The sequence below is a fragment of the Salinicola sp. CR57 genome (genome assembly GCF_003206585.1).
Taxonomy (GTDB): domain Bacteria; phylum Pseudomonadota; class Gammaproteobacteria; order Pseudomonadales; family Halomonadaceae; genus Salinicola; species Salinicola lusitanus.
Genome location: NZ_PZJL01000004.1, coordinates 148,567 through 174,513, shown reverse-complemented (window position 1 = coordinate 174,513; position 25,947 = coordinate 148,567). Strand labels below are relative to the sequence as shown.

Annotated in this window: 25 protein-coding genes; 12 read left to right on the top strand and 13 right to left on the bottom strand. The window is 58.8% G+C overall.

Annotated elements, in window-relative coordinates; genetic code table 11:
- Positions 1–33 precede the first annotated feature (33 nt).
- From DOM56_RS05475 to DOM56_RS05460, 4 genes are read left to right on the top strand one after another with little or no spacing between them, the layout of a single operon-like run.
- Positions 34–462 (top strand): hypothetical protein, encoded by a 429-nt coding sequence (locus DOM56_RS05475; RefSeq protein WP_198655690.1) that lies wholly within the window; start codon positions 34–36, stop codon positions 460–462.
- Positions 455–1,648: a hypothetical protein gene (locus DOM56_RS05470; RefSeq protein ID WP_232822187.1), complete on the top strand. Its 1,194-nt coding sequence runs from the start codon at positions 455–457 to the stop codon at positions 1,646–1,648. The genes DOM56_RS05475 and DOM56_RS05470 overlap by 8 nt, the downstream gene beginning before the upstream one ends.
- 24 nt (positions 1,649–1,672) lie before the next feature.
- Positions 1,673–4,498 (top strand): EAL domain-containing protein, encoded by a 2,826-nt coding sequence (locus DOM56_RS05465; RefSeq protein WP_110707874.1) that lies wholly within the window; start codon positions 1,673–1,675, stop codon positions 4,496–4,498.
- A 10-nt stretch (positions 4,499–4,508) separates the two neighbouring features.
- Positions 4,509–5,282 (top strand): PEP-CTERM/exosortase system-associated acyltransferase, encoded by a 774-nt coding sequence (locus tag DOM56_RS05460; protein ID WP_157958172.1) that lies wholly within the window; start codon positions 4,509–4,511, stop codon positions 5,280–5,282.
- A 75-nt stretch (positions 5,283–5,357) separates the two neighbouring features.
- Here DOM56_RS05460 and DOM56_RS05455 read toward each other — a convergent pair whose 3' ends face one another.
- On the bottom strand, positions 5,358–6,452 hold the full coding sequence (locus DOM56_RS05455; RefSeq protein ID WP_110707872.1) for a tartrate dehydrogenase: 1,095 nt from the start codon (positions 6,450–6,452) through the stop codon (positions 5,358–5,360).
- A gap of 7 nt (positions 6,453–6,459) precedes the next feature.
- On the bottom strand, positions 6,460–7,341 hold the full coding sequence (locus DOM56_RS05450; protein ID WP_110707871.1) for an alpha/beta hydrolase: 882 nt from the start codon (positions 7,339–7,341) through the stop codon (positions 6,460–6,462).
- 114 nt (positions 7,342–7,455) lie between these two features.
- Here DOM56_RS05450 and DOM56_RS05445 point away from each other — a divergent pair, with 114 nt between their 5' ends.
- Positions 7,456–8,370, top strand: coding sequence for a LysR family transcriptional regulator (locus DOM56_RS05445; protein ID WP_110707870.1), 915 nt, complete (start codon positions 7,456–7,458; stop codon positions 8,368–8,370).
- Between the two features lie 292 nt (positions 8,371–8,662).
- Here DOM56_RS05445 and DOM56_RS05440 read toward each other — a convergent pair whose 3' ends face one another.
- Both DOM56_RS05440 and DOM56_RS05435 read right to left on the bottom strand, forming a co-directional pair.
- Entirely contained in the window at positions 8,663–9,556 is an 894-nt protein-coding gene (locus tag DOM56_RS05440) for an ABC transporter substrate-binding protein (protein ID WP_232822205.1), read from the bottom strand.
- Between the two features lie 197 nt (positions 9,557–9,753).
- Positions 9,754–10,917 carry a TauD/TfdA family dioxygenase gene (locus DOM56_RS05435; protein ID WP_110707869.1) on the bottom strand — a complete coding sequence of 388 codons (1,164 nt, stop codon included), beginning with the start codon at positions 10,915–10,917 and terminating at the stop codon, positions 9,754–9,756.
- A gap of 296 nt (positions 10,918–11,213) precedes the next feature.
- Between DOM56_RS05435 and DOM56_RS05430 the strand changes: the two genes are divergently transcribed.
- Both DOM56_RS05430 and DOM56_RS05425 read left to right on the top strand, forming a co-directional pair.
- Positions 11,214–12,089, top strand: coding sequence for a LysR substrate-binding domain-containing protein (locus tag DOM56_RS05430; RefSeq protein ID WP_110707868.1), 876 nt, complete (start codon positions 11,214–11,216; stop codon positions 12,087–12,089).
- Between the two features lie 68 nt (positions 12,090–12,157).
- Positions 12,158–12,598, top strand: coding sequence for a hypothetical protein (locus DOM56_RS05425; RefSeq protein WP_110707867.1), 441 nt, complete (start codon positions 12,158–12,160; stop codon positions 12,596–12,598).
- A gap of 10 nt (positions 12,599–12,608) precedes the next feature.
- Here the strand turns inward: DOM56_RS05425 and ltaE are convergent, their stop codons facing one another.
- Together ltaE and DOM56_RS05415 are read right to left on the bottom strand one after the other, a co-directional pair.
- A complete protein-coding gene (ltaE, locus tag DOM56_RS05420; RefSeq protein ID WP_110707866.1) occupies positions 12,609–13,622 on the bottom strand; it encodes a low-specificity L-threonine aldolase in 1,014 nt (337 codons plus the stop codon).
- A gap of 317 nt (positions 13,623–13,939) precedes the next feature.
- Positions 13,940–14,935: an MBL fold metallo-hydrolase gene (locus DOM56_RS05415; protein WP_110707865.1), complete on the bottom strand. Its 996-nt coding sequence runs from the start codon at positions 14,933–14,935 to the stop codon at positions 13,940–13,942.
- A gap of 154 nt (positions 14,936–15,089) precedes the next feature.
- On the opposite strand from DOM56_RS05415, the gene DOM56_RS05410 reads away from it, so the two are divergent.
- Positions 15,090–16,025 (top strand): LysR family transcriptional regulator, encoded by a 936-nt coding sequence (locus tag DOM56_RS05410; RefSeq protein ID WP_106419346.1) that lies wholly within the window; start codon positions 15,090–15,092, stop codon positions 16,023–16,025.
- Positions 16,026–16,155: 130 nt separating this feature from the next.
- On the opposite strand, the gene DOM56_RS05405 is transcribed toward DOM56_RS05410, so the two are convergent.
- On the bottom strand, positions 16,156–16,938 hold the full coding sequence (locus DOM56_RS05405) for an alpha/beta hydrolase (protein WP_110707864.1): 783 nt from the start codon (positions 16,936–16,938) through the stop codon (positions 16,156–16,158).
- 111 nt (positions 16,939–17,049) lie between these two features.
- Here DOM56_RS05405 and DOM56_RS05400 point away from each other — a divergent pair, with 111 nt between their 5' ends.
- Positions 17,050–17,943 (top strand): LysR family transcriptional regulator, encoded by an 894-nt coding sequence (locus DOM56_RS05400; protein WP_198655689.1) that lies wholly within the window; start codon positions 17,050–17,052, stop codon positions 17,941–17,943.
- Positions 17,944–18,011: 68 nt separating this feature from the next.
- Here DOM56_RS05400 and DOM56_RS05395 read toward each other — a convergent pair whose 3' ends face one another.
- Positions 18,012–18,995, bottom strand: coding sequence for an NADPH:quinone reductase (locus DOM56_RS05395; RefSeq protein ID WP_110707862.1), 984 nt, complete (start codon positions 18,993–18,995; stop codon positions 18,012–18,014).
- Positions 18,996–19,162: 167 nt separating this feature from the next.
- Here DOM56_RS05395 and DOM56_RS05390 point away from each other — a divergent pair, with 167 nt between their 5' ends.
- From DOM56_RS05390 to DOM56_RS05380, 3 genes are all read left to right on the top strand, one after another.
- Entirely contained in the window at positions 19,163–19,486 is a 324-nt protein-coding gene (locus tag DOM56_RS05390; RefSeq protein WP_280951280.1) for a helix-turn-helix domain-containing protein, read from the top strand.
- 146 nt (positions 19,487–19,632) lie between these two features.
- Positions 19,633–19,929, top strand: coding sequence for a YciI family protein (locus DOM56_RS05385; RefSeq protein ID WP_110708051.1), 297 nt, complete (start codon positions 19,633–19,635; stop codon positions 19,927–19,929).
- Positions 19,930–19,934: 5 nt separating this feature from the next.
- Positions 19,935–20,279, top strand: a complete 345-nt coding sequence (locus DOM56_RS05380; protein ID WP_110707861.1) for a MoaD/ThiS family protein — start codon at positions 19,935–19,937, stop codon at positions 20,277–20,279.
- A 39-nt stretch (positions 20,280–20,318) separates the two neighbouring features.
- Here DOM56_RS05380 and DOM56_RS05375 read toward each other — a convergent pair whose 3' ends face one another.
- The 5 genes from DOM56_RS05375 to DOM56_RS05360 form a co-directional block, all read right to left on the bottom strand.
- Positions 20,319–21,185 carry a CbiX/SirB N-terminal domain-containing protein gene (locus tag DOM56_RS05375; RefSeq protein WP_110707860.1) on the bottom strand — a complete coding sequence of 289 codons (867 nt, stop codon included), beginning with the start codon at positions 21,183–21,185 and terminating at the stop codon, positions 20,319–20,321.
- 315 nt (positions 21,186–21,500) lie between these two features.
- Entirely contained in the window at positions 21,501–21,992 is a 492-nt protein-coding gene (locus DOM56_RS19655) for a hypothetical protein (protein ID WP_198655688.1), read from the bottom strand.
- Positions 21,985–22,926, bottom strand: a complete 942-nt coding sequence (locus DOM56_RS19650; protein ID WP_157958170.1) for a hypothetical protein — start codon at positions 22,924–22,926, stop codon at positions 21,985–21,987. Before DOM56_RS19650 ends, DOM56_RS19655 begins: the two co-directional genes overlap by 8 nt.
- Before the next feature lie 430 nt (positions 22,927–23,356).
- Positions 23,357–24,202 carry a M90 family metallopeptidase gene (locus DOM56_RS05365; RefSeq protein ID WP_110708050.1) on the bottom strand — a complete coding sequence of 282 codons (846 nt, stop codon included), beginning with the start codon at positions 24,200–24,202 and terminating at the stop codon, positions 23,357–23,359.
- A gap of 3 nt (positions 24,203–24,205) precedes the next feature.
- The gene (locus DOM56_RS05360; RefSeq protein WP_110707858.1) at positions 24,206–25,768 is read right to left on the bottom strand and encodes a bifunctional GNAT family N-acetyltransferase/carbon-nitrogen hydrolase family protein; all 1,563 of its coding nucleotides are present in this window, start codon (positions 25,766–25,768) and stop codon (positions 24,206–24,208) included.
- Positions 25,769–25,947: the final 179 nt, after the last annotated feature.

Sequence of the window (25,947 nt, the reverse complement as noted above, 5' to 3'; positions counted from 1 at the left end):
GGCGGACGCAAACGTGTCGGGGAGTCGTGACGCATGCGGCGGGCACTGACCGGCTGCGTGCTGCTGCTCTCTCTGTTATCCGCGGACAGTTTCGGAGACGAGCCTGAAACCGTCGTTATCGTCAACAAGACGGTACAGCAGGCTTCCCTGCCGCTAGAGACGCTGAGGGCGATTTTCGCGATGCGACAGAGAACCTTCCCCGATGGGCAGGCCGTGCATGTCTTCGTCCTGCCGGACGACAACCCGATTCACGAGGATTTTTCCAAGAAAATCCTGGGTGTCTATCCGCATCAACTTCGACTCGCCTGGGATCGTGCCGTATTTTCCGGCACCGGGCAGGCCCCTAACGAGGTCGCCAGCGAAGCTGAAATGATCGAGGACGTCGCCTCCACGCCCGGCAGTGTCGGATACATCAAACAATCAAGCCTGACGGATCAGGTTCGGGTGCTCGACATTGAATAAACTGAAGCCGTTCGCAATCGCAACTCACGCGGCGATATCCCTGATGCTCGCGGCCAATGCTCATGCCGTGGAAATGGCGGATACCTTTCAGGTTCATGGCTTCATGAGCCAAGCACTCATCGTGACCGACCATAATGATTTCTTCGGGCCCAGTAGCGAGGGTGGCGGAAGCTGGGAATACACCGAGCTGGGCTTGAACGCCTCTTTTCGACCGCTAAGTAACGTGTTGGTAGCAGGGCAGCTGCTCGCCAGGCAAGCCGGAGACGACGGGGAACTGAACGATCCCGAGCTTGATTACGGCGTGGTGGACTATCAGTTTTTGACCGATAACGAGAATACGGTTGGCGTGCAGTTTGGACGATTCAAGAACCCGTTCGGGTTATACAATCAGGCTCGAGATGTAGCGATTACCCGCCCCAGCATACTGTTGCCACAGTCTATCTACTTTGATCGCACCAGAAAGCCGGCGCTGAGTTCTGACGGCGTGATGGGATACGTTGAACGGCGCATGGACAACAGCGTGGTCAGGTTCCAGGTCGGCGTTGGAAACCCCAGGTTCGATAGCCAAGTGGCCGGATCGTTGTTAGGCAGTAACGGCTTGGGGGACTTCTCTGGAGAAACTTCCTACATTGGCCAGATAAGATACGAGTACGGTGGCGGTGCTGTCGTTCTGGCGTTGACGAATGCCAGAGTTAAAGCCAAGTTTGAATCTGCGGAAGACGAGCCGGGAGATGGCGATTTTCTCTTCGAGCCATGGATTTTTTCCTTTCAATACAATCAGGAAAACTGGTCCTTCACGACCGAATATGCTCTGAGAGACCTGAAAACCGAAAAGTTTACCGATCCTTATAATTACAACGTTACCGGTGAGAGCTGGTATCTCCAATACTCAAGAAGGCTGAGTTCCTACTTGGACTGGATCGTGAGGTATGATTCATACGTCGTCGACCGTGGTGATAGAAGGGGGAGAAGTTTCGCGGAACAGTCCAGTCGGCCTGCGTTTTCTCGATATGCCAAGGATTGGACAACCGGACTTCAGTGGCAAGTTTATCCCAGATTCCTTCTGTCTTCAGAGCTGCATCATATTGAGGGTACGGGATGGCTGCCTGTCGTCGGTGAAGGGGCGTCTGAAAGTCAGGATAAATATTGGAATATGTTGCTGCTCCAAGCTTCCTATTTTTTTTGATGACGCCAATTTAAGGCCGATTAAATGCATGATCGAAAAAATGCCTTTCGGATTAGCTTGAAATGGAGGGCGTTGGTATTTACCAGCCTTTTGCTGCTGGCACTGGCAAGCCTGGTAGCCTGGGTGAGCAATCACGCCTTGGTTCAGCAGTTTAACCAGTCTCAGAAAACTTTCTATGACCGCCAGCGGTATGAAGTGTCCCTGACTTTGCAAAGTTCGGCGGATGCCATGCGGCAAATAGCTAGCTTATTGGCGTCTTCTCCCAGCCTGAGTCATGCTTTACTTGAAGGTAATGCCTCAGACATAGAATCGGCTCTTTCACCTCAATGGCCGACGCTTCAGCTAGATGCGGGGCTTGATGACGTCAGTGTCTACGATAGTGATACTAAAAGTGTAGTAACGCTAGAGCAAGAACGGTCTGACAATCAAACGGCTTTGGACACTGAATGGCTAAGAGAGGTGATAAAAGAAGAAAAGCCAATGAAGAGGCTAGCCTGCTATCGGGAGTGTCGCCAATATGTGGCTGTGCCTGTATTGGCAGAAGGCACGGACGCCGGGGTCATCATGGTTTCCCGCTCGCTCGCCGATGTGACTCGTTATATGCAAAAAAGCTCCGGCAGCGAAGTTGCGCTGTTAGTTACTCCCTCGAGGTGGTCCAGCTTTGCCAGTGACAGGTATCTGGAGAGCTGGGATGCGAGTTTGATTGCCTTGACGCATGAAGATACTAGTTGGCCGTTATTTGAGTCTATCGCTGGCAGAATGGCGTTCTCCGATGTCGATGGTAAGGTCGCTCGGTATGCTGAGGACGACAAGATTTTTGAAGTCATTGCAATTTCCATAGATAAAGGCAATCAGCAGATAGGCGGGAAGTCCGGATATTTTTTGCTGGTATCGGATGTTACGGCTCAGATAAATTCGATTTCCAGCACTACGCATATGGTCCTTTTGATTGCATTGCTAGGCTGGTTGGCTTCGGAAGTGATCCTGTTCGTCATGTTGAAGAACCGAATGGATAGGCTACGAATAATTAGTCGAAAACTTCCCTTGTTGGCACAACGAAGATACGACGTAATGCGAGATTCGATGCCGCCAACGAAGGTCTTCTTCCTGGATGAACTCGATGTTTTGGAAGGCACGGCAATTGAATTGGAAACCAAGCTCGAAGGTATGGAGAGAGAGATAAGCCTTCGGGGAGTCGAGCTGGAAAATCGTGTAAAGGAGCTTGCCAGAGAACGAGACTTCGTATCAGGCCTTTTTAACACAGCCCAAGTCTTAATCGTGATTCATGATCGAAATGGTCATATTACCTTGACCAACCGGTTTTGCGAATGGCTGACAGGCCAATCGAGTGATCAGCTGTCTAGGAATAAATTTCAGGACGTCTTTGCCGCGGATTTGGTTAATATTGATGAATTTTTTGATGGTGGTGGTCAACAGGAAAGCAAGTTAGTCTCGGGGGATGGCGAGACCAGAACCATTGTCTGGTATCACACTCCCCTGGAAACGGAAGATCGTGGTTCTCATCAGGAACTCATCTCCGTTGGGGTGGATATTACCGAGCGAAAGTTGGCAGAAACGAGGCTGCTCTGGCTGGCCAGTCGAGATTCACTGACCGAGCTGTACAATCGACGGTTCTTTGAAGAAGCCTTGTCTCGCGCCGTCACGCCCAGCTCGTTTGGCGCAGTTCTTTATCTTGACCTAGATCGCTTCAAGGAAGTTAACGAGACTAGCGGACATCAATCAGGTGATCAATTGCTACGGTCAGTCGCGACGGCCTTATCGGAATTGGGCCAAGGTAACGTCGTGGCGCGTTTGGGAGGGGACGAGTTCGCCATTCTCCTCGAACATGCATCCCAACAGAGTGCTGTCGATATGGCTCGGCGAATCGCGGACCATCTGGAGCAGAAGACACTGCATGTCGAGGGGCGTATCCATCGCGCCAGTGCCAGCATTGGTATTGCGCTTTATCCGGCTAACGGGGCTTTTCCCGACGAGCTGATGGCCAATGCCGATTACGCGATGTACCAGGCGAAAGTCGATGCGACGCAGCGGTGGTATCTGCTGTCTCCCGAGCAGCAGGGCCGGGAGGAGATAAAGCAGCGCGTTTATTGGGTAGAGATGATCCGTAATGCGCTACTCAACGACAGTTTTGAACTCATGGTCCAGCCAATTTTTCGTTTGGTCGATTTCGATGTTCAACACTATGAGGTGCTGCTCCGGCTGAAAGATGCCAACGGTGAAAATTTGTCTCCCGGCGTTTTCATACCGGTTGCCGAGCAGAGTGGGCAAATCGTTGCGGTCGACAGATGGGTATTATCGAATGGCATTCGCATGATGTCTACGCTGGCAGATACCACGGCCAATTTGGCTATCAATTTATCAGGCCAGTCTCTGCATGACGGTGACTTGACTGATTTCATGAAGAACGAGTTCGTGCGCCATGCGGTTGATCCTGCACGGATCATCATAGAGGTCACCGAGACTGCAGCCGTGACAGATTTTGCCTCGGCGAGATGTGTGTTGGAGAGCATCCGGGCTTTAGGCTGTAAGGTAGCGCTGGATGATTTTGGTGTTGGTTTTAGCAGTTTTCATTACCTGGGGCAGTTTCCTGCCGATTATATAAAAATAGATGGTTCGTTTATTCAAAAGCTTCCCGAGAGCGAAGAGAGTCAGTTGATAGTCAAGGCCATCGTGGATATCGCCAAGGGAATGGGTAAGAAGACGGTCGCGGAGTTCGTCGATAGGTCAGAGTTGTTGCCGTATCTCCGGGAGTATGGTGTTGATTATGTTCAAGGATTTTATCTGGGGAAGCCTGCGGCGATAGCGGATACAGAATTTTATAAGGTATAAGGGGGCAGGGGTGGAGAATGATTTTTTTGACATTTTCAATGTCGTTTTTGCCGCGTCCGAAAGCGATCGCTTGCGGGTTTTTTCCCTTAGACACAAAGTTTATTGTGAAGAGCTAGGGTATGAGCCTATCGACGCGAAGAATCGAATTGAAAAAGACGAGTTCGACGGCCGGTCTCTCCATTGCCTGATAGAGCATCGGGCAACGGGACTTTCCGCAGGCTGCATGAGAATCGTGTTTCCCGATAACCGGAACCAGAGTGGTTATAGTCTGCCAATCGTGGAGCATTGTCGTGAACACGGTGTCGAGATCAAGCTCGATTCCAGGGTTAGATCCGAGGATCTTTGCGAGATATCTCGTGTGGCGATCCCGAGCTATTTTCGGTCCAGCAGGATTGAAGAAGGGGCGGTGGATGGCTTTGGTGAGTTCGTTTTTTCACAGCAGGAGAGACGCTTCTTTCCGATGATCGGGGTTAGTCTTTTTTTATGCGCCACGGCGTTTACAGGTCTGATTGAGCGTTTTCACGTTCTTGCGATGATGGAAAATCGTTTCCAGAGGTTACTGGCGAGGTCGGGTATTCGGTTTTCCCAAGTATCTCAGCCGATTCATTTTCGTGGTGAGCGTGCGGCCTTCTATATCGACCAGCGGTATGCCGAGGATGGTATGCGAGGCTCGATTCTTCCCTTGTATCGCTCGATCCAGAAGGACCTGTCACGACAAATCATGGAAAAAGGCAACGTCCCTGGCATTTTGGGCACCGAGACGCTGTGCAAGATATTGAATTGATGCTCACTGCAATCGATCACCGCAATGTCATCATTGAAAGCGACGACGACCCGAGTCGCCGTCGCCCGTCACGTTTCAGCCAATCGCTGCGGCGATCTTCTCGCCCAGGCTTCGGGTCGTGCCTTTCCCTTTCAGGTCCGGCGTGAGCGCCGACTTGTCATCGCTGGCCAGGACTTGCTCGATCGCGCTGACCATTGCCTCACCCGCCTCCTTGCAGCCCAGATGCTCCAGCATCATCGCGCCACACCAGATCTGTCCGATCGGGTTGGCGATGCCCTTGCCGGCGATGTCCGGGGCGCTGCCATGGACCGGTTCGAACAGGCTCGGGAACTTGCCCTCCGGATTGATGTTCGCCGAGGGCGCGACGCCAATGGTGCCGGTGCAGGCGGGGCCGAGGTCGGAGAGAATGTCGCCGAACAGGTTGCTGGCGACGACGACATCGAACCAGTCCGGATGGAGCACGAAATTGGCGGTCAGGATGTCGATGTGGAATTGATCGACGCTGACGTCCGGATACTTCCCGGCCATCGCTTTCACGCGCTCGTCCCAGTAGGGCATGGTGATCGAGATGCCGTTGGACTTGGTCGCGGAGGTGAGTTTCCGGCGCGGCCGACTCTGCGCCAGCTCGAAAGCGTATTTCAGCACCCGGTCGACCCCGGTGCGGGTCATCACGGTCTCCTGCATCACCGTTTCGCGCTCGGTACCCTCGAAGATCTTGCCGCCGATGCTCGAATACTCGCCCTCGGTGTTTTCCCTCACCACGTAGAAGTCGATGTCACCGGGCTCTCGGTCGGCCAGCGGGCTCTTGATCCCGGGCATCAGGCGACAGGGCCGGAGGTTGATGTACTGGTCGAAGTGGCGCCGGAACTGCAGCAGGGAGCCCCACAGCGAAATGTGGTCCGGCACCTTGTCCGGCCAGCCGACCGCGCCGTAGAAGATGGCATCGAAGCCGGAGAGCGTCTCGAACCAGTCGTCCGGCAGCATCTTGCCGTGCTCGAGATAGTAGTCGCAGCTACCGAATTCGAAATGCTCGAACTCGAGGCGGATGTCGAAGCGCCTGGCGGCTGCCTCCAGCGCGCGTAGCCCCTCTGGCACCACCTCGGTACCGATGCCGTCGCCGGCGATGACGGCGATCTTGTGCGTCTTGTCTTGAGCGGGGTCGTTAGCCATGGCTGGCTTACCTCATGAAGTGAGTGAGTTGCTGGAAGAGCGCATCCGGCGCTTCCTCGGGAAGGTAGTGACCGCAGGGCAGGGCGCCACCCTCGACGCCCTGACTGGAAACCGCCCGCCATTCGCCGAGGGCATCGAAGCAGCGCTCGATCACGCCGTGCTCGCCCCACCACACCGCTAGCGGAACCTGAAGATGCCGGCCGGCGTCGCGGTCGGCGCGATCGTGCTCCAGATCGATGGTGCGGGAGGCCCGATAGTCCTCGCACAGGCCATGGGCTGCGCCCGGGAGCGCCAGGCAGCGTTGATACTCGGCGATTGCGCGTGGGGAGAACGGGCCTAGCCCGGCATGGCGGCCACCCATGATCCGGGTGACATAGTCGGCGGGTGCCGCTTCGATCCAGGATTCTGGCAGCGGCCTGGGTTGAATCAGGAAGAACCAGTGCCAGTAGGCGGTGGCGAAAGCGAGATCGGTGGCCTCGTACATTGCCAGCGTCGGTGCGATGTCCAGCACCATCAGCTTATCCACTCGCTCGGGGTGATCGAGTGCAAGCCGGTGTGCGACCCGTCCGCCACGATCGTGCCCGCAGAGAAAGAAATTAGCGAAACCGAGCGCCCGCATGACCGTCACCTGGTCGGTGGCCATCCAACGCTTGCTGTAGTTGAGATGCTGTTCGTCTCCCTCCGGCTTGCTGGAATCGCCATAGCCGCGCAGGTCGGTCGCGACCACGGTGTAGTGCTCGGCGAGCCTGGGGGCGAGAAGATGCCAGATGACATGGGTCTGCGGATGGCCGTGAAGCAACAGCAGCGCCGGGCCTGCGCCCCCGATCACGCCATGAACGGCGATGTTCGGTTCCACCTCGATATCGAACTCGCGAAATCCGTCGAACATCGGTCTGACCTCGCTCCTGGGTTCGTGGGGTCGCCGGGATCAGTGTAGTCGCTGCCGGATTCGGGATAATCCGGTTAAGATTGAAACCACTATTGCGTTGAAGTGGAGAATCCGATGTCCGCGGTCGACGATCTGGCCTTCTTTCAGCGGGTCGCCCAGGCCGGCAGCCTGACCGGCGCGGCCCGGGAGCTAGGACTGTCACTCTCGGCGGTCAGCAAGCGGCTGCAGCAGCTCGAGCGGCGCCTCGGCGTGTCGCTGGCGGCGAGAACGACGCGGCGGTTGTCGCTGACAGCGGAGGGGGAGCGCTATCTGCAGCGCGGAGCGATGATCCTCGACGACCTGGGCGATCTGGAAAACTCGCTGCGGGACCAGGGCGCCATGCTCTCGGGGCGGCTGAGAATCAACGCCACCTTCGGCTTTGGCCGGCGTCATGTGGCACCGCTGATCTCGCGCTTCGCCGCATCTCATCCACAACTAGAACTGCTGCTGGAGCTGACCAGCTTTCCGGTCGGCCTCGACGAACAGGGATTCGACATCAACATCCGCGTGGGTGAGCCCCCGGCGTCGCGCTGGATCGCCAGGCGACTGCTCGCCAATCGCCGGATACTCTGTGCCGCACCCGGTTATCTGGCGAACGCGCCCAGGCTCGAGCGACTGGAGGACCTGGCTCACCACCGCTGCCTGATCGTGCGGGAGAACGATACCGACTACTCGCTATGGCGGTTCGAGGCCGCCGACGATACCCGCGCCCGGCGCGCCATTCGCGTGCATGGACGGCTGGCGAGCAACGATGCCGAGGCGATGACACGCATGGCACTCGATGGCCATGGCGTATTGTTGCGCTCCTGGTGGGACGTCCACGAGCATCTGGCCAGCGGTGAGCTGGTGCCGTTGCTGCCGCAGTGGCGGGGAATCCGAGCGGATTTCCACCTGCTCTATGCCGAACGGGCAAGGGACAGCGCCCGGATTCGGCAGTTCGTCGCTTTCATGATGGCGGAGATGGCGGGGCGAGTGCCGCCGCTGCCTTGACCGGCAAGACACGTCGCCAGATGCGGAATGCCAGAGAGCTGGGCAAAAACTTCCCGGGAGAGATTTTTGACGTCGTCCCAGCGACGGCAGGAAGAGAGGCCGCCAAGGATGGCAGGGCAAAAAAATGCCCACCAGGGGATGGTGGGCAAGTAAGGGATCATTCAAGGGAACACCTACTCAGAGTCGGCCCTGTTCCATTAGTTCCGGGCGAAGACAAAAAAATCGCCACGAATTTGTAACGGTTTTTTGCTACGTCAAGCCGTGACCCGGCGATGGCTCCCGATATCTTGATCTACAAGGAGAATTTTTCCCGCACCGCCTCCCAGGCCGGCTCGCCTTCGCGGGTCGTGACGCCTTCCATCATGGCTTCGATGCGATCCGGATGGTCCTCGATCCAGGTGGTGGCGACCTCTTCCATCGGCTTCTCCTCCTGACCGTACTGCTTGATCATCCAGCTCTGCTCCTCGGCGGAGAACGAGAACTGATCGAAGAAGGTCACCAGATTCGGGTTGGCCTCGGCGTAGTCGCTTGCAATCAGCGTGCGCACGTCGCTGGCGCCGTTGCCCTCGCCGAACAGGTTCTTCGAGTCGCTGAGGTAGTGCATCGGCAGTTCGAGGTTCATCCAGTGCGGTGTCCAGCCGACCCAGACGATGGGTTCCTGGTTGGCGATGTGGCTCTTGGCGGCGCTCAGCATGCCGACGGTGCTGGTGTCGACCAGGGTCCAGTCCCCCAGGCCCCAGGTATCGTCCTCGATCGCCTTGTTGAGGATTTCGCTGGCAGCGGAGCCGGCACCGAACCCGTAGATCTCGCCGTTGAACTCGTCGCGATGGGCGTCGAGATCGGCGAAGGAGGTGACCCCGCTATCGTAGACATAGTCCGGCACCGCCAGCGTCATCTGTGCGCCGGTCACGTTGGTGGCCAGGCGGGTGATGCTGCCATCGGCTTCCAGTGGCTCCAGCATCGGGTTCTGGGCCGGCAGCCAGGCGCCCAGGAAGACATCCACGTCGCCGGAGTCCAGCCCCTGATAGATCACCTGCAGACCGATCTCCTGGGCCTTGCCCTGGTAGCCCAGCGGTGCCAGCAACTGGCGGGCGATCTCGGTCTTCACGGTGATCCCGGGCCAGGACGGGACACCGAAGTTGATGGCTTCGTCAGCCGCCACTGCCGAACCCGTACCGGTCAGCATCACGCCGGCACTCATCATCAAACCGGTGGTCAGCGTCAGGGCGGAAATCGTCTGCGGTCGTTTCATTTGTTGTCTCCTGTCGTTCCCTAATGGGCGTATGTCCCCTGGCCAGAATGTCCCGGGGATACACGCGGAAGAGCCGCCCGGTCATGCAGTGATGACTTCGGGCGGCTCGTATCAACGCCGTGCCGTGGGGTTCATCTCGACAGCACGCGCAGATGTGATTGCAGCATGTCCAGGTCGAGATAGTTGCCCTGGAGATGGCGCTTGCCGGTATTGGGGTCGAAGGCGTTGCGGCCGTGCAGCACGCGGCGGTTGTCGAAGGCGACCATCTGGCCGGGTTCCAGCGTCAGTTCCACCCGGCCCTCGGGCCGACGCAGGATCTGCCACAACGCACGATAGGCGTCGTACCACGCCTCGATTTGATCCGACGGCAGGCTCAAGGTGTCGCGAATCCAGTTGTTGAAGCGGATCTCGCGGGGGCGGCCTTCGCCATCCAGATCGATCACCGGCTCGCGCACGGCGATATCGTGGCCGTCGTCCTGGAAGCGGAAGTCGATGGGCGTTTCCGACAGTACCCGGAAGGCCTCGGGATTTTCCGCCCGCAGGGTCTCGGCGGCGGCGAAGCCGTCGGCAAAGCTGGACTCGCCGCCCTCGGCGTCGTTCTCCAGGCAGTAGAGCAGCTGGATATCCGGCGGTTGGCGCCAGTTGGGCAGGTCGGTGTGCAGTTCGAGGCCGATCGCCGTATAGGCGGCGTTGTTCGGATTGGGGACCGAACGCACGTCGAACCGGCCGCCGAAGTTGGTCGAGCGCATCGGGCCGATGCTCTCGGCGATGCGTGAGACTTCCTCCAGCTCGCACGGCCCCTGGTCGAGCATGACCAGACCGTCACGCAGCAAAGCGTTGGCCCAGCGGCTGCGGCCGTCGCTGCCATCGACGAAGTCGGCATGACTGACGTGGCTCGGCGTGAAGTGCGTCGGCCACGGCGTCGGTGTCGGCAGCAGCGTGGCGAGTTCCTGTCCGGGGCAGCGCTGGTAGAGCCAGCCGGCATCGAAGCGCGACACGTGGCCATCCTGCCAGGTGAGCGTCAATGCGTTGGCATCGAACTCGAACGAGGCCAGCGCGTCGTCGCCGTCGAAGCGCTCCCACAGGGGATCATCCAGCAGCTTGTAAAGGCGCTCACGGGTCAGCGGGTGGCGGCACTGGTCGCAGGCGCAATGGTCACGCAGCCACATCATCGGAAACTGACCGGTACGGCCGTCGGACCAGTGCAGCGTCAGGCGGCGCGCCTGGCGTGTCACGCTCTCCAGCGTGGCGGCCGGCGCGCCACTGCCCTGGCGATAGCGGCGCAGTTCGGCCATGTCTATGGGCGTCTGGCCCTGACGAGCAGTCAGAGCGTCGTTGAAGGCGCCTCCGGATGACAAAAGAGCGGATGACAAAAGGGCACTTCCTCGATGGCTATCGCGGCCATCTTCGTTAGTAACGTGTGTTATTGCGTTTCACTAGGATGCGGATTGCTTCCGGCCATGACAAACGATTAATCTGGACGCTAAGGCCAAGCTCGGCTAATGACCGGCTTTGTCTATTAGCCCAACGGCTGATTCGACTAACGCGATTTCAGCCGGCCCCTCTCCGCGAGACGCTTTCAGGAAACGAGATGTCCGAACTCCCCCCGGTACTGTGGCTGCAGGCGTTCGAGGCGGCAGCGCGAACGCTGAGCTTCACCGAGGCGGGGCGGGAGCTCGGTGTCACCCAGTCGGCGATCAGCCAGCGCATCCGGCTGCTGGAGGATCGCGTCGGGCAGTCGCTGTTCGTGCGCTATCCCCGCAGCCTGGCGCTGACCCCTGCCGGGCAGGCGTGGTTGCCCAGCGTGCAGGGCGCCTTCACCCGTCTCGCCGAGGGCACCTCGGAAGTCTTCGGCCCCAGCCCGGGGGCACCGGTCACGCTGCGGGCCACGCCGGCCATGCAGCAGACCTGGCTGGCGCCTCGGCTGATCCATTTCCAGCGGATGCACCCCGAGATCACCCTGCGCCTGGTCAGCGCGATCTGGGCGGACGATTTCGGCGCCGAAGGAGCGGATCTGGAGATTCGCTACGGCCATGGCGACTGGAGCGACGTGACGGCGGAGTGCCTGGGGGAGGAGCGGCTGCTGCCGGTCTGCTCGGCCGCGCTGGCGGCGGAACTCGAGACGCCCGAGGATCTCGCCGGCAAGACGCTGCTGCACGCGGCGGGATTCGCCGCCGGCTGGCCGCGCTGGCTGGTGGAAGCGGGGTTCGCCGGCCTCGAGCACCGTTGCCAGGCGATGATCTGCGACACCCACGTGACCACGCTGGCCCTGGCCTCCTACGGCGGCGGTATCGCGCTGTCGCATCGCCGCCTGCTCGAGGCCAGCCGCGATCTGGTGGCACCGTTCGAACTCGACATGCCGACCGACGAAGCCTTCTGGCTGGTCCGGCCCAGCCGTCGGCAGCTGCGGTCGGCGGCGGCGGCGCTGTGGGAGTGGCTCTCCCAGACCAGCGAGTCGCCGCCGTGAATCCGCGCCCGGAATCGCGGCGGGCGCTACACTATGCTGACGCAGCAGATTCTCACCGGAGGTGGACCATGCGCACGCTCTTCACGCCCGCCAGGCGCCGCAACACGCTGATCGCGACCTGTCTCGCGCTGATCGTGGCCAGCGCGACGCTAGTCAGCGCCCCCGCCGTCGCCGATGGCGTCACCGTCGTCGACCCCCAGACCGGCCACCGCGTCAGGTTGCCGGACAACGACCGTGACGGACGCGCCGACTACGTGCCCAAGCGCCTGGATGTCCACGTCAGCCCCGGACTGACCTATCCGCGGGAAACACGAGAGCAGCGGCCCAGCGGTGGCGGTTCGATCTGCCACGGTAACGATGGCGGCTCGACCCTCTCCACCGCACGGCGGAACTGCGACCCCACTGCCCCGGCCGGCGATGGCGGCGCTCAGGATGCCCCCGGCACTGCCACGAACTCGCCGTCGACACCGACTCGCCCCAGCTCCTCCTCGTCGACTCAGCTCAACTGAGCGAGCCGCTTCAGCCGCGTCTGAAATACTCACCAACCACGTCGACGACGCGGTCGATGTCGGCCATCGAGACATCGCGGTGGGTGACGAAGCGCGGCGCGTAGAGCGCGCCGACCAGGATACCGCGCGCTTTCAGCCAGGCGTGCAGATCGGCAGGGTCGAGCGCCGGGCGAGTGAACTCGACGAATACCATGTTGGTGGCCTGTGCCGTCACCGTGATGCCTTCGATCTCCGCCAGGCCCGCCGCCAGACGCTCGGCCTTGGCGTGGTCTTCCACCAGCGGCGCGAGCTGATGCGCCAGCGCGTACTCGCACGCCGCCGCCAGCATGCCGACCTGACGCATGCCACCGCCGACCACCTTGCGCCAGCGCCGGGCCGTCTCGATGAAGTCGGCAGACCCGACCAGCACCGATCCCGCCGGCGCCCCCAACCCTTTCGAGCAGCAGATCGAGATCGTATCGAACGGCTTGCACAGCGCCGTGAGGCTGGCGCCGGTCGCCGCCGCCGCATTGCCGATCCGCGCGCCATCCAGATGGGTGGCCAGGCCGAAGCGCCGTGCCAGGGTCGTGGCCGCTTCGACATAACCGGCGTCCAGGACCTGGCCGTGGAAGGTGTTCTCCAGTGTCAGCAGGCGCGTGCGCGCGAAGTGTGGATCGATCGGTTTGACGGCGGCCTCGATCTTCTTCAGCGGCAAGGTACCGTCGGCCTCGTTCTCGATCGGCTGCGGCTGGATACCGCCCAGCACCGCGGCGCCACCGCCCTCCATGCGATAGGTGTGCGCCTGCTGGCCGACGATGTACTCGTCGCCGCGCTGGCAGTGGCTCAACAGCGCCACCAGATTGCTCTGGGTGCCGGAAGGGAAGAACAGCGCCGCCGCCTTGCCGGTGCGCTCGGCGGTATAAGCTTCCAGGCGCGCCACGCTCGGGTCGTCGCCCCAGACGTCGTCACCCAGCGGGGCATCGAACATCACCTGGCGCATCGCCTCGCTGGGGCGGGTGACGGTATCGCTGCGGAGATCGATCATGGTGATAGCCTTGTAAAAGTTGTCGGAGTCGATGGGTGACTTTACTCCATTGCGTGACGCCGCGAGTGCGCACAGGACTCAGGTTAGGCATAACCGTCGCTAGCGCGCCGCGATCGATGTGATACGCGAGCGGCCGCATGGTTCTCGCTGTCTGGGTATTCCCATCCGGCGAGCTTGGCGACAAATGTTGGCGTGTGGTGAACCTGCCGCTTTATAAGATAGGCAGGATGAGAGGGAAAAATCGGATATGGATTCCATCCAAATCCCGCCTATCGTAACCGCGATGTTAGGTGGAAGCCTGAGCGTCTACTTTCAAATTACTCCGTTGCCGTCACTTTTCGGTTTCCATAATTGATAGGCACCCACTCATAGCCCTCTCCGACCTTACGAATATGACCGATGCCAGGGAAAGGCATATGCGGCACGGCCACCAGGTTTCGATGCTTGGCAAAGTCGGCGAAGGCTGCTGTGCGGACTTTCCTCGCCTTCTTCTGATCGACGTCATAGGCAATCGTCACGGACGGATCGGGGAGTTGAACAGCCGCTACATGAACGATGTCGCCGATGAAGGTAAGGGTCTGACCCTCGCTTTCCAATGTGAAGAATGCACTTCCCGGCGTATGCCCCGGATGAAGGGAGGCGGTCAGGCCTGGCAGTACTTCGTTAGTTTTATCGAAGGTGTCGATCTTCCCGGCTTTGACATAGGGTTCGAGGATCGTTTCAGCCTGGTCAAAGTAATGCTGATCATAGTCGGTCTGTTCTGCATTTTGAGGATCCAGGAAAAAGTCGACATCCGGTTTACCCACATGGACCGTCGCGTTGGGAAAAACGCGCTGGCCATCACGGGTTAGTCCGCCCATATGATCGGAATGGACGTGGGTGAGTAAGACATCCGTGATCTGTTCGGGTTTTACGCCGGCCGCCTGCAAGCTCTCGATCAGCTGACCACCGAGTTTTGAACCGAAGAGTTGACCTACGCCGGTATCAACGAGGACAAGCTTGTCCCCTAGCTCTAGCAAAAATGCATTGATGGAGACTTCGACGGGATTGGTCAGGTACGCCTGCGCCAAGCGTTCGTCGATCTCCTTGTTGGTGATACCGTGCAGAATCTTGTGAAGGTTCTGCGCTACGGTGCCGTCGGAGAGAGCCGTTACCCGGACGCTGCCAATAGTGAAGGCATAAGTATCGGCGCCTTCATCCTGTTGGGCGATCCCCCGGGAGTGATTCAGAGTGGCGGTAGTGGCTGCAGAGACGGGGCCCGCGGCTGAAAGACCCAGCAGTAGGGTGGAAAGTATGAGTGAACGTATCATCATGGGTCTGTCTTCCTGTTTCAGGTAGGTGTCAGAGACAGATCATAGGGGCCGGCGGGTCTGGCGAGAAAACGATGCCGGTTATACCTTGCATAACCCTCTCGAATACTCATGCCCACGCTCGAAGTGAGCGAGGCTCCACAAAAGACGTGCTTTCATGCCCGACCGTTTGAATGATATCGATATTGGTCTGTTGATGGCCTTCGAAGCCCTGATCCAGGAGCGCAACGTCAGCCGCGCCGCAGACCGTCTAGGAATCAGTCAGCCGGCCCTTTCAGGGCGATTGACCCGTCTGCGAGCATTGTTCGGCGATCAGCTTTTCGTACCGGTGGCGGGTCGGGGTGTCACGCCGACGCCTCGTGCCGAAGCACTTGGCGAGACGTTGCCCCCGCTCTTGGGACATCTGCGCGAGTTCATCGGGCATTCTCCCCATTTCGATCCGTCAGAGAGCGACCGGACGTTCGTGCTGGCAGCTTACGATAACCCTGCCGTCATGATTGGCCCCGACCTTGTTACGGCCTTGAAGCGGGCGGCGCCCCATGCCCGGATTACGTTCGTGTTGCCGGATCCCGAAACGATCACCCCGGCGCTTGATCGCGGGGACGTGGATATGGTCATCGGACTGCCCCGTACGGCAGACGAGGGCCTGATTGGCCGGACGCTGTTTTCCGATCAGTTCGTCACGGCACAGCGCCGGGGTCATCCGCGGGGAAGTCAGCCGGTCACGCTGGACGAGTTTTGCGCCGCTGAGCATGTAGTGGTGTCGAGCGAGGGCGGGGGCTACGCGGGGCCGGTGGATCGTGCATTGGAGGCGCTGGGTCGGAAACGGCAGGTTAGTCTATCGGTCCAGAGCTATGCCCTAGCGCCGATTATCATGGCAGACAGCGATCACCTGTGTACGTTGCCCGGTCGCTTTCTCTGGCGCTTTGAATCCATGTTGGACCTGTTCACGCCACCGATGGAGATGGGTTCATTTGAGCTTTATGCGCTTTGGCATCCACGCATGCGGGACGATCCAGCTCATCGGTGGTTTCGCGACCTGGTCGTTGAAGTCAGCGAGGGCATGAGCGATCGTTCCGCGCCCAGATGCTAACCATACACTTAGGGGCATTTCTTGCCGGATGGAGGCGCCATCGATGCCCTGGAAACATGCCTTGTACTCGTCTGTGGCAAGCAACTGCGAAAAGGCCCCAATGGTGGGGCCAGGCACGAACAGTATGCGTTTATCCTCGATGCTCGTTTAGCCACCGCTGTATATGCCCTGCGACTTCCACGGGCGCTTCCAGCGGCAGCAAGTGGCCGATGCCCGCCAGTTCATGTGTTTCCGGGGTCGGTAGAAAGGGCACGAGCCGGTCGGCGAGCACGGCTGGAGGATCGACACGGTCGCGCTCACCGATCAACAGCAGCGTCGGCACGTTGATGCATTGTGTCGTTTCGCTGATATCTTCAAGCATGGCGATAGCGGGCCAGGCGGTCTTGGCCGCCGGATCGCCGGCCAAACTGTCGGCAATGGCGCGTTCGCGCACCATCCCGGTGAGCGGCGTCTCCGTGAGCACATTATCGAGTGTCTCTTCGACACTCGCGCGGCTGTCATAGGCCGATTGCATGGCAAGACGCTGAGGCTTCGGAATGTCCATGGGCAACGCCGGGGAAGACGCCACCAGCACCAGCTCCTTCAGCCAGGCCGGCCTCTGGCCCGCGAGATACTGGGCAATCTTGCCACCCATGGAATGACCGACCAGTACGACATCACGGAGCTGACGTGCTTCGATCATCCCGCCAACCGCCTCGGCCAGATCCACAATCCGATATCCACTGCGCGACGGGCCGGACTGACCCCAGCCTGGCAGATCCGGCATGAGGCAAAGGTTCCGCTTCCCAAGTGCCGTCGCTACTTCCATCCATGTGCGGCCAGAACCGCCCCAGTAGTGAAGAAACACGAGCGTGCGCTGCCCAGCGCCATGCTCCGCAACGTGAAGAACGGCGTTGTCTGTTTCGATCGTCATGGCTTGTACTCCGAATAGGTAAGCGGAGCCAGCATCATGAGTGCGATCGCCAGATGATAGAATGAGATAAATATGAGTTGGCGTCGATCATTAGGCGATGGAATGAAAGGCATGGATCGTTTTCGACAAATCGAGATATTCATTGCGGCGGTCGAGCACGGCAGTATTGCTGCGGCCGGCAGAGCACTGGAGTTGTCGCCGGCCATGGCCGGCAAATATCTGAGTGCGCTTGAATCGACGTTGGGAACGCGACTCATGCATCGCAGTACCCGCGCGTTGTCGCTAACCGATGCCGGCCAGCAATACCTGGCGGCATCAAAACGGATCATGGAGGCGCTGGCCGAGGCGGACGCCGAAGCACGCGAGGGCCGCAGCCAGCTTGCCGGAGAGATCCGACTGGGCGTACCCCGTGCTTTCGGCACCCAAAAGCTGGCGCCGGTGCTGGCTGCGTTCTGCAGGGCCCATCCGCAGATTACGTTGAACCTCCACACGGATGAGCGCTACGCCGATCTGATCGATGGCCGGCTGGACCTTGCCGTGCGCATCGGGACACTCTCCGATTCGGCTTTGTATACCCGGCCACTCGGCAGTGTTCGCATGGGCCTGGGCTGTGCGCCCGGCTTGCTCGGCGCTCATGAACGTCAAAATGTCCCGCTAATCCGCCAGCTACCGCGACTGGTATTTACGGCCGCCCGATCGCCCGGCGACTGGATGGTGAGCGATAGTGACAATCGCGCGTACGCCATCGACGGCCCAACCGCTATGCGCTCGGACGACATCACCCTGCTGGTTCGTGCGGCGATCGAAGGCCTCGGTATCGTGTATGCGCCCATGTTCGTGCTCGACGAGCCGCTGAAAGACGGCCGCCTGGTACGGCTCTTGGCCGATCACCAGGCGACACGACTCGGCCTGCAGATCGTCTACACCGATCGCCACCATCAGCCCGCACGAGTTCGCGCCCTGATCGACCATCTGGCGGCCGGTTTCCATGAGACTCAGACGTGATGCGGCAGTAGGCGTGGCCTCTCTCCATCAACGGGGTTGGCTCGGGGAGGGCTCTCAGGTCTGTCGACTTACGTGTGCACAAGAACTTTCCCAATGACTTGGTGTGACTCCAGTGCCTCATGGGCGGCGACAATATTTTCCAGAGGAAAATTCAATCCGATTCTTGGAGCATATTTTCCCGCCAATAGACAAGAGGTGATGTCCTTGATGGCTTTCTGCTTTGCCTCGTCAGGCACATTGTAGATATAGACGAAGCGGAAGACGCATCCATGAATCATGGACTGCAGTAACGGAATGGATAGTTCGTCCATCGCGCTATCGGTGGCATAGGCGCTAATGATTCCGCCTTGAGATAAGCAGGCCAAGTTGGTGGCAAGGTTTGACTTCAAAGCGACATCCACAATATGGTCGACGCCGAGCCCATCGGTTGCTTCTAGAACAAGGTTCGCAACATCTCCCGATGCTCTGTCGAGAACCATATCCGCCCCGTTTTCCTTTGCTACAGCAGCCTGATCGGTATTCGTCACCGTTGTTGAAACCCACGCGCCAGCCCATTTCGCCAACAGAGTTGCCGCTGTTCCGACCGCTCCGGCACCGCCATGTATCAATACCCGCCGACCTTCGAGAGTGCCATCGGAAAACAGGCAGCGGTGAGCGGTTAACGCCGGAATGCCAAGCGAAGCACCCACTTCGAACGATACCGCGTCAGGCAAATGAACTGCCTGACTCGACGGTAGTACGACGTATTCTGTCGCCGTTCCCATGGCTCGGCCAAACTGCGCTTCATAAACCCAAACCCGCTCGCCACGTCTGTCGGGTGATACATTGGCGCCGACAGCATCAACAACGCCTGCGCCATCCTGGTGAGGAATGATTCGCGGGTAGGGCATTCCCGCTGAGAATCCGGTTCTCGCCTTGATATCAGTCGGGTTCAATCCGGAAACATGAATGCGTACCCGGACCTCATCCGGACCGGGTTCTGGAGTCGGTAACTCATCGACAACCAATACCTCCCGGGCGCTGCCCTGGGCCTCATAGTAGGCTGCTTTCATCAGTATTCTCTCCACGCCCTATATCAGAAATGCACGCGACAAGGCTATTACCGCTGCGGGAATGGATTCTGGAGTCTTTCATGCACGTTGAAAAGTAGGTACATTGTTTATACATGGGTATAAAATTTATACTAATGGGCGCTTTTTGGACAATGAAAAATCGAGATATGCACGATTACCGATGCACTGTGGAAGCAACCGTTGCCGTCGCCGGCGGTAAATGGAAGCCGCTTATCATTTACTATTTATTGAGTGGAACGAAACGGTTTGGGGAGCTTCGTAACCTTATCGGTGGTGTGACTCAACGGTCTTTGACGTTGCAGCTTCGAGAGCTTGAAGCGCATGGCATCATCTCCCGCGAAGTGTTTGCGGAAGTTCCTCCTCGCGTAGAGTACTCACTCACGGAGCTTGGGTTGACGCTTTCCCCTGTGCTTGATGCCATGAAAGAGTGGGGAGACAACTACTTGTCGTGGCAACAGGCCGATGAATAACAGGTGCGCAGATCGATGTCTCGGGTATAAGACACCTTCGGAAAATATAAAGCCAAGGTTGACCACCGAGGCCAATTTGCTTGGTCAAGAAAGCTGACGCATGATGCCGATTCTCTCCAATGATCAACGAACGGCAGGAGCACCGCATGAAGCAGTATGCCGTGGTGGCTTACGATTACACCGACGACGACGCGCTCGAGCGCCGGCTTTCCAATCGAGAGGCGCATCTGGCAGGCATACGGGAGCTAGCCAAACAGGGGAAGTTCCTCAGCGGCGGCGCGATCCTGGATGATGAAGGCAAGATGGTCGGCTCCAACGCGCACTTTCGCTTCGACGACCGCGCCGATCTCGACGCCTGGCTCGAGACCGAGCCCTATATGACCGGGCGGGTGTGGGAGCGAATCGACATTCGCGAAGTGAAGCTCTTCGATCCGAACGCCTGAGAATCATGACCGACGCTCAATCCCTCCCCGCGCAGGTTCGCCAGCTGCTAGAGACGGCGCCTCGCGAGACTCTGCCGCTGACCTACCAGCAACTCGCCGAGGCGTTGGGATTGCGACCGCCGCGCACCATCCAGCGCGTCGCCCAGGCACTGGAGAGCACGATGCGCGAGGATGCCCAGCATGGCCGGCCCTTCATCGCCGCGCTGGTCGTCAGCCGTCGCGGGGAAGGGCTGCCGGCGCAGGGTTTCTTCGATCTTGCGGTGGATCTGGGGCGATTTCCCGCCGATCCGGCGCAATATACCAAGGCCTGGCGGCATGAGTTCGAGCGCGTGCTGGCGGCGAAGGCATAGGCGCACGCTGCTAACTGCCGATTCAAACCGAAGCGCGGGTCAGTCGTCCTTGGCGCCGATCGCCGGCAGTTCCATCAATAGCGGCCCGCCGGCCAGCGCCTGCTGCAGGCGAGTGGCGAGAAGTTCCAGGATGGCGTCGTTCTCGCCCACCAGCCGGGTCGTTACGACATTCAGGCCAGGGGCGCGAGACATCGCCTGGGCGCAGATCTCGGCGATATCGCCGCCTTCACCGGCGTGCCGGCCCGGGGAAAGAAACAGCATGGACAAAATCACGTCGCCTTCGGCCAGGGCCGGCGAAGCCAGCAGATCTTCCAGCAGCGGCTCGTTGAAGCGATAGGCATCGCCCTCGCGGCGCTCCATGGAGGCAAAGGTCACACACTCGGCCTCATCGGCCAGCAGCGCACTCAGTTGCCCGGTCAGGTAGTTGCGTACCGCCGTAACCTCCGGGATCGGGCTGCCGTGATCGACCAGCACGACCTTGGGCCGGGACTGGCCGCTAATGCGCTCGCGCACGTTATCGGCGAGAAGTTGCGCCAGTCGCAGATCCGGTGCCAGCCGCGTATCGACCAGCGGCGGGGCGACCTTCACCGACAGCTGCGGGTAGTTGGCCTGCACCTCGGCCAGACGCTCCGGCAGGTAGCGGGTCAACGCCTGGCTGGGCCCGAAGAAGAAGGGCAGGATCAGCAGTTCGGTCACGCCCTCGGCCGCATATCGTTCGGCCAGCGGCCCCAGGGAATCCGCCTTGCGACCACCGAGCTGCTCGGGCGGAATCTTGAACGAGTGCAGTAGCGATGCGGCCTCGACCGCCTCGTCCGTGGCCTGGCTCAAGGCGTCGGCGAGACGACGCAGGTTGAGCGTCGCGGCGGGGCGCAGGGAGCCGTTGTCGACGAGCAGTATCTTTCGCATGAGGCCTCAAAGCTGGCGCAGATGGGTGTCAAATCAAGCCTTTCGCGGCAAAACGAGCCGACACGAAACCAGCATAACCGGGTTTTCCCAATAGGGAAAAATAGCCAAGCGGTGGGCCGATGGCGCTCTGGCTTTCCCTATCGGGAAAGTGGGTAGCCATTTTGAATGGTCTGATCAGGTGAAATAGCGAGTTGGTCCGCTTTCGGCCACTAGCGGGCGTTCAGCCAAAAGTGGATATAACGCCAGCCGTAACCGGCGGATTTGTAGTGAGCAAAGAGAACGAAAAATACGTCCGCGTTAACGGCCTTGTTATAGCTATTTGCTACGACTAATTATAGCCCGATAGTCGCTAGCAATAAGAAAGCCATGAAACTGAATGGCAGCAACGACTACACTTAAAGCAAAGCATGCGACGCGAACTGATATAGAGCATGCCCATGCCCAGTTGAATGGTTCCTCATCACTTACAGGAACAATTAATGACACTCCGTGAGCAACCCTCTCTACAACCAACAACCCAACCACAGAGAATGCGTTAATTAAAATCTCTTTTTTAAGTTCGTTAAGGCGATTAACAGCAGAAATATAATTTACTTTTCCATTATTGTCATCGTCCGCCGACACATCCTTAGATATTCCATCAACGTATGCGTACAGTGCATATGATATCGTTCCGGTAATCATTGCAATAAAAATGAATGCAGATAGCAATTCTTGGAATATTGGTACAGCAAGCTTTTCCATATAATAGGCAATAAAAAGAGCTGCGCTAAAAGCGAGTATAAAAATCAGAGCGAACCTAGTCATGTCTTTCATCACGAGAAAGGTTTTCAGATTCAGTAACTACCTGAGCGATCAGGCTAGCATCGCTTGCTTCACGCCCAGGAGCTGGCAAGCCTGTCTCTAGCTCTAATTGCCCCTCAGAATGAACTTCTTCCTCAGTTGGAACTGGCAACTCGACTGAAACTGCTGCTCTTTCACTTGTATGCTTCTTTTTACCGCCCCGAGTTCCTTCAGTTACCAAAACCCACTTTCCCTCACCTTCTGAGGCGTAGTCAATATAATCTGCTATAGGCTCTTCTGGAACTTCTAAATCTCCTGATTCATTTTCAAGAGCTAATGTCATTTCATCTTGTCCATATAGCTTTTTCAGCTCTTCGAGTGCCTCTCTCGCCTTTTCGTTAGTGCGAAGAATATTTGGTGAAATCAGTTTGATCTCTAACCTATATATCTTCTTGTGAGATTTAACAACGGACCAAAATTCCGCGGTTTTTGTTTTAGGTTCTACAAAAACTCTGTGATTATATTTGGCCAACACGGGCTCTCTGAGTCCGGACTGAATTGCATTCGCGATCTGCGACTCTGTCCCAAACTTCCAATCCCGTTGTACAAATATATATTGCTCTTGCAAATCAAAAACTGCTACGAGCGGTATCCAGTCGTCCTCCTCATGCTCGACTATGTCACCAGGTACCTTTTCGCCAACGTGTGCGGTTCTCAGTTTTGCGACCTTACCGACTATATATCGTCCCTCTTGGAACTGGTACAGATCAGTTGGTTTGGCTTTCGAAAAGCCCACGAATGCATAGAGTACGTTATTGCGAACGAATTCTCGGTCGCCAATTAGTGAAATCGTGACAGCCGCGCCTTTTGGAGTCGGCAATGGCGAGGAGATAATGCTCTCTTGAGATTCCTCAACTAATGAATAACGAAGTACGAGAAATTCTCCAGTATTTTTCATGTTCTCCCCTTAAATGCTATAACAGGTATTAGACAGCGCGCTCATTTATTGACTTGAACGCGCACGCGCGTTCAACAATGTTATGCTGCACGCCGCTTTCTCCATAACATACTGAAAGATTGACACATTAAGTATAGCTTGGCTGTATAACACCAATCATAGTGTCGGCTGCATAACACCGATGAACGTGCAGGCAGTCTTTTCCAGCATGCCCGCTTTGGGTCGCAAGCCGCCTTGATCTTCTTATGCCAATCCTCTAGCCGCGTTTTCTTCCCGCACCGCCTGATTGGTATCTACACCAATGTAAACCAATGTTTTCTGCGAGTAACGCCTCTGAGACCAATTCTCTAGTCAGGGCTGGCTTGGGCGTCACGGTCAGTAGGACGAGGTACCTGATACGGGGCGATAGGCATCGGGGAGTAGTGAAGGATCAATCCTGCGGCTGATCGATCCCTGACGGATGGTTCCGCTCGAACCGCGCCAGCGTTTCCTGTCGGAAGTAGCGCTTCAGCAGGTCATAAAGCTCGGGATAGACATCGACCAGTTGATCCGGGGCGGTGAAGAAAAGTTCGCAGCAGACCGCGAAGCATTCGCCGGGGTGGGTGGCGGCGTAGTCGTCGATGGGGGGGGGTTCGTCGCGGGCGAGGTGGGCCTGCAGGTCGTCCCACACCGCGGTGAAGATGCGATGCCACTCCTGGGCGGTGACATCACTGTTGGCGGCGAGCGGGGGGAAGCCGTCGACATCCTGCGAGTTGCCCAGGTCGAGCTTGTGGGCGAATTCGTGAATGATGACGTTGTAGCCGGTGTAGTCGCCGCTTTCGGCGACATCGGGAATTGCCAGTACCACGGGGCCGCGCCAGGAGGTTTCCCCGGCGCGCTCGTCGACGTACTCGTGCATCACGCCGAAGTCGTCCATCTCCTCGACGTGGCGATGGAAGGCGTCGGGCAGCAGGATGATCTCGGTGACGTTGTCGAAGGCGGCGCTGGCGTCGCGATCCGACCAGCCGAGGGTGAGCAGGCTGGCCTGGGCGGCGATGGCGAGCAGGGCGGTATCGTCGACTTCGACCCCGTCACCCGCTACCCAGCGTTTGTCCTGCAGCAGTTGCCAGGCGCGCGGACCGAGACGCTCGGCATCGTCGTCGTCGAGGTCGGCCAGCAGCGGCAGGCCGTGGCGAATCGATAGCCACGTCTCCGGGTCGAACGGCTGGCGCGAGCGTTGTCGGGCATCGCCGCTCAGGCCCAACCAGGCTTTCCACGAACCACTCCGCAAGCCCATCAATCAGTTCTCTTCCTGGCGCGCTCCGGATTTCCACGACCAGTCGCGCAGGCGCAGATCGAAAAGGTCGAGACGGCGATCCTTGAGGTTGGTCACCGCGCCTTCCGAGCGCACCAGCTTGAGCTTGGTCAGGTCGAGATCCGAGAACATCACCATTTCGGTGTTGGGCGTGGTTTCCGACAGCACCGCATCGTGGGGGAAGGCGAAGTCCGACGGCGAGAACACCGAGGACTGGGCGTACTGGATGTCCAGGTTCTCGATCGAGGGCACGTTGCCCACGCTGCCGCAGACCACCACGTAGCACTCGTTCTCGATCGCGCGGGCCTGGGCGCAGTGGCGCACGCGCAGGTAGCTGTTCTTGGTGTCGGTCCAGAACGGCACGATCAGGATGTCCATGTCCTGCTCGGCCAGTAGCCGCGGCAGCTCCGGGAACTCTACGTCGTAGCAGATCAGGATGCCGACGCGTCCGGCATCGGTCTCGAACACCTGCAGCTCGTCGCCGCCCTCGACCACCCAGTCGCGCCGCTCCTGCGGGGTGATGTGCAGTTTGGCCTGACGATCGATCTCGCCGTCGCGGTGGCACAGGTAGGCAACGTTGTAGAGCTTGCCGTCCTCACCCAGCTCGACCATCGAGCCGGCCACGATGTTGATGTTGTAGGAGATCGCCATGCGCGAGATCTCGGTCTTGAAGCGCTCGGTGAAGCCGGCCAGGAACTGGATCGCGGCGACCTGGTCAGTCTGGTCGGTCAATCCCATCAGCGGGGTGTTGAACAGCTCCGGGAAGACCGCGAAATCGCTCTGGTAGTCGGAGATCGCGTCGACGTAGAACTCGACCTGCTGCAGCACCGCCTCCACCGAGTCGAATTCGCGCATCTGCCACTGCACCGCGCCGACGCGGACCTGGGTGCGGCGGGTCTCGATGATACGGCTGGCCGGTTCGTAGAGGATATTGTTCCATTCGAGCAGGGTGGCGTAGCCCATCGACTTCTCGTCTTCGGGCAGATACTTGGTCAGCAGGCGCTTGACCAGGAAATCGTTGGCCAGCTGGAACGACAGGATCGGGTCGTAGAACTCCTTGCGCGCGACTCGATCGATGTACTCGGCGGGAGTCATCTCGTCGGCGTGCTGGTGGTAATTGGGAATCCTGCCGCCGGCGAGAATCGCGCGCAGGTTCATCGAGCGGCACAGGTCCTTGCGGGCCTCATAGAGGCGTCGGCCAAGGCGATAGCCGCGGTAGGCCGGATCGATCAAGACGTCGAGGCCGTAGAGCGCATCGCCGTTGGCGTCGTTGAGGATGATCTCGCGATGCCCGATCAACTCGTCGTACTTGTGCGGGTTGGAGAAGCGGTCGTAGTCGACCAGCACCGTCAGCGCGACACCGACGATCTTGCCGTCGTCCTCGATGATGATCTGGCCGTCGGCGAACTCGCCGATCAGCTTGTCGATCGTCAGCTTCGACCAGGCGCCGCCGATGTCGTCGTAGACGGCATCCATCAGTCGCTTGAGCTGCGGGTAGTCCTCGGGCGTGAGGTTGCGCAGATTGAGGTGCAATTCTTCCAAAGACATTGAGCGCCTGACTCCATCCGGGAAAAGAAATAGGGCGTCGCCAACCAGGCTCTGACCACCGGGCGTTTAATGACAAAGTCTAACACGCCGAGTTCCCCGCGCCCCCGCGGTATCGGGATCTGAATCACCGAACCTCGGCTAATGGACCCTTCAGAAAGATGCCGACCTGCCGACAATGT

Bases quoted from the DNA above. Each gene is read 5' to 3' on its own strand.
- DOM56_RS05475 (WP_198655690.1), top strand. From the start codon at position 34: ATGCGGCGGGCACTGACCGGCTGCGTGCTGCTGCTCTCTCTGTTATCC.
- DOM56_RS05465 (WP_110707874.1), top strand. From the start codon at position 1,673: ATGCATGATCGAAAAAATGCCTTTCGGATTAGCTTGAAATGGAGGGCG.
- DOM56_RS05455 (WP_110707872.1), bottom strand. From the start codon at position 6,452: ATGGCTAACGACCCCGCTCAAGACAAGACGCACAAGATCGCCGTCATC.
- DOM56_RS05450 (WP_110707871.1), bottom strand. From the start codon at position 7,341: ATGTTCGACGGATTTCGCGAGTTCGATATCGAGGTGGAACCGAACATC.
- DOM56_RS05445 (WP_110707870.1), top strand. From the start codon at position 7,456: ATGTCCGCGGTCGACGATCTGGCCTTCTTTCAGCGGGTCGCCCAGGCC.
- DOM56_RS05440 (WP_232822205.1), bottom strand. From the start codon at position 9,556: ATGCTGACCGGTACGGGTTCGGCAGTGGCGGCTGACGAAGCCATCAAC.
- DOM56_RS05435 (WP_110707869.1), bottom strand. From the start codon at position 10,917: ATGGCCGAACTGCGCCGCTATCGCCAGGGCAGTGGCGCGCCGGCCGCC.
- DOM56_RS05430 (WP_110707868.1), top strand. From the start codon at position 11,214: ATGTCCGAACTCCCCCCGGTACTGTGGCTGCAGGCGTTCGAGGCGGCA.
- DOM56_RS05425 (WP_110707867.1), top strand. From the start codon at position 12,158: ATGCGCACGCTCTTCACGCCCGCCAGGCGCCGCAACACGCTGATCGCG.
- ltaE (WP_110707866.1), bottom strand. From the start codon at position 13,622: ATGATCGATCTCCGCAGCGATACCGTCACCCGCCCCAGCGAGGCGATG.
- DOM56_RS05415 (WP_110707865.1), bottom strand. From the start codon at position 14,935: ATGATGATACGTTCACTCATACTTTCCACCCTACTGCTGGGTCTTTCA.
- DOM56_RS05410 (WP_106419346.1), top strand. From the start codon at position 15,090: ATGCCCGACCGTTTGAATGATATCGATATTGGTCTGTTGATGGCCTTC.
- DOM56_RS05405 (WP_110707864.1), bottom strand. From the start codon at position 16,938: ATGACGATCGAAACAGACAACGCCGTTCTTCACGTTGCGGAGCATGGC.
- DOM56_RS05400 (WP_198655689.1), top strand. From the start codon at position 17,050: ATGGATCGTTTTCGACAAATCGAGATATTCATTGCGGCGGTCGAGCAC.
- DOM56_RS05395 (WP_110707862.1), bottom strand. From the start codon at position 18,995: ATGAAAGCAGCCTACTATGAGGCCCAGGGCAGCGCCCGGGAGGTATTG.
- DOM56_RS05390 (WP_280951280.1), top strand. From the start codon at position 19,163: ATGCACGATTACCGATGCACTGTGGAAGCAACCGTTGCCGTCGCCGGC.
- DOM56_RS05385 (WP_110708051.1), top strand. From the start codon at position 19,633: ATGAAGCAGTATGCCGTGGTGGCTTACGATTACACCGACGACGACGCG.
- DOM56_RS05380 (WP_110707861.1), top strand. From the start codon at position 19,935: ATGACCGACGCTCAATCCCTCCCCGCGCAGGTTCGCCAGCTGCTAGAG.
- DOM56_RS05375 (WP_110707860.1), bottom strand. From the start codon at position 21,185: ATGCGAAAGATACTGCTCGTCGACAACGGCTCCCTGCGCCCCGCCGCG.
- DOM56_RS19655 (WP_198655688.1), bottom strand. From the start codon at position 21,992: ATGACTAGGTTCGCTCTGATTTTTATACTCGCTTTTAGCGCAGCTCTT.
- DOM56_RS19650 (WP_157958170.1), bottom strand. From the start codon at position 22,926: ATGAAAAATACTGGAGAATTTCTCGTACTTCGTTATTCATTAGTTGAG.
- DOM56_RS05365 (WP_110708050.1), bottom strand. From the start codon at position 24,202: ATGGGCTTGCGGAGTGGTTCGTGGAAAGCCTGGTTGGGCCTGAGCGGC.
- DOM56_RS05360 (WP_110707858.1), bottom strand. From the start codon at position 25,768: ATGTCTTTGGAAGAATTGCACCTCAATCTGCGCAACCTCACGCCCGAG.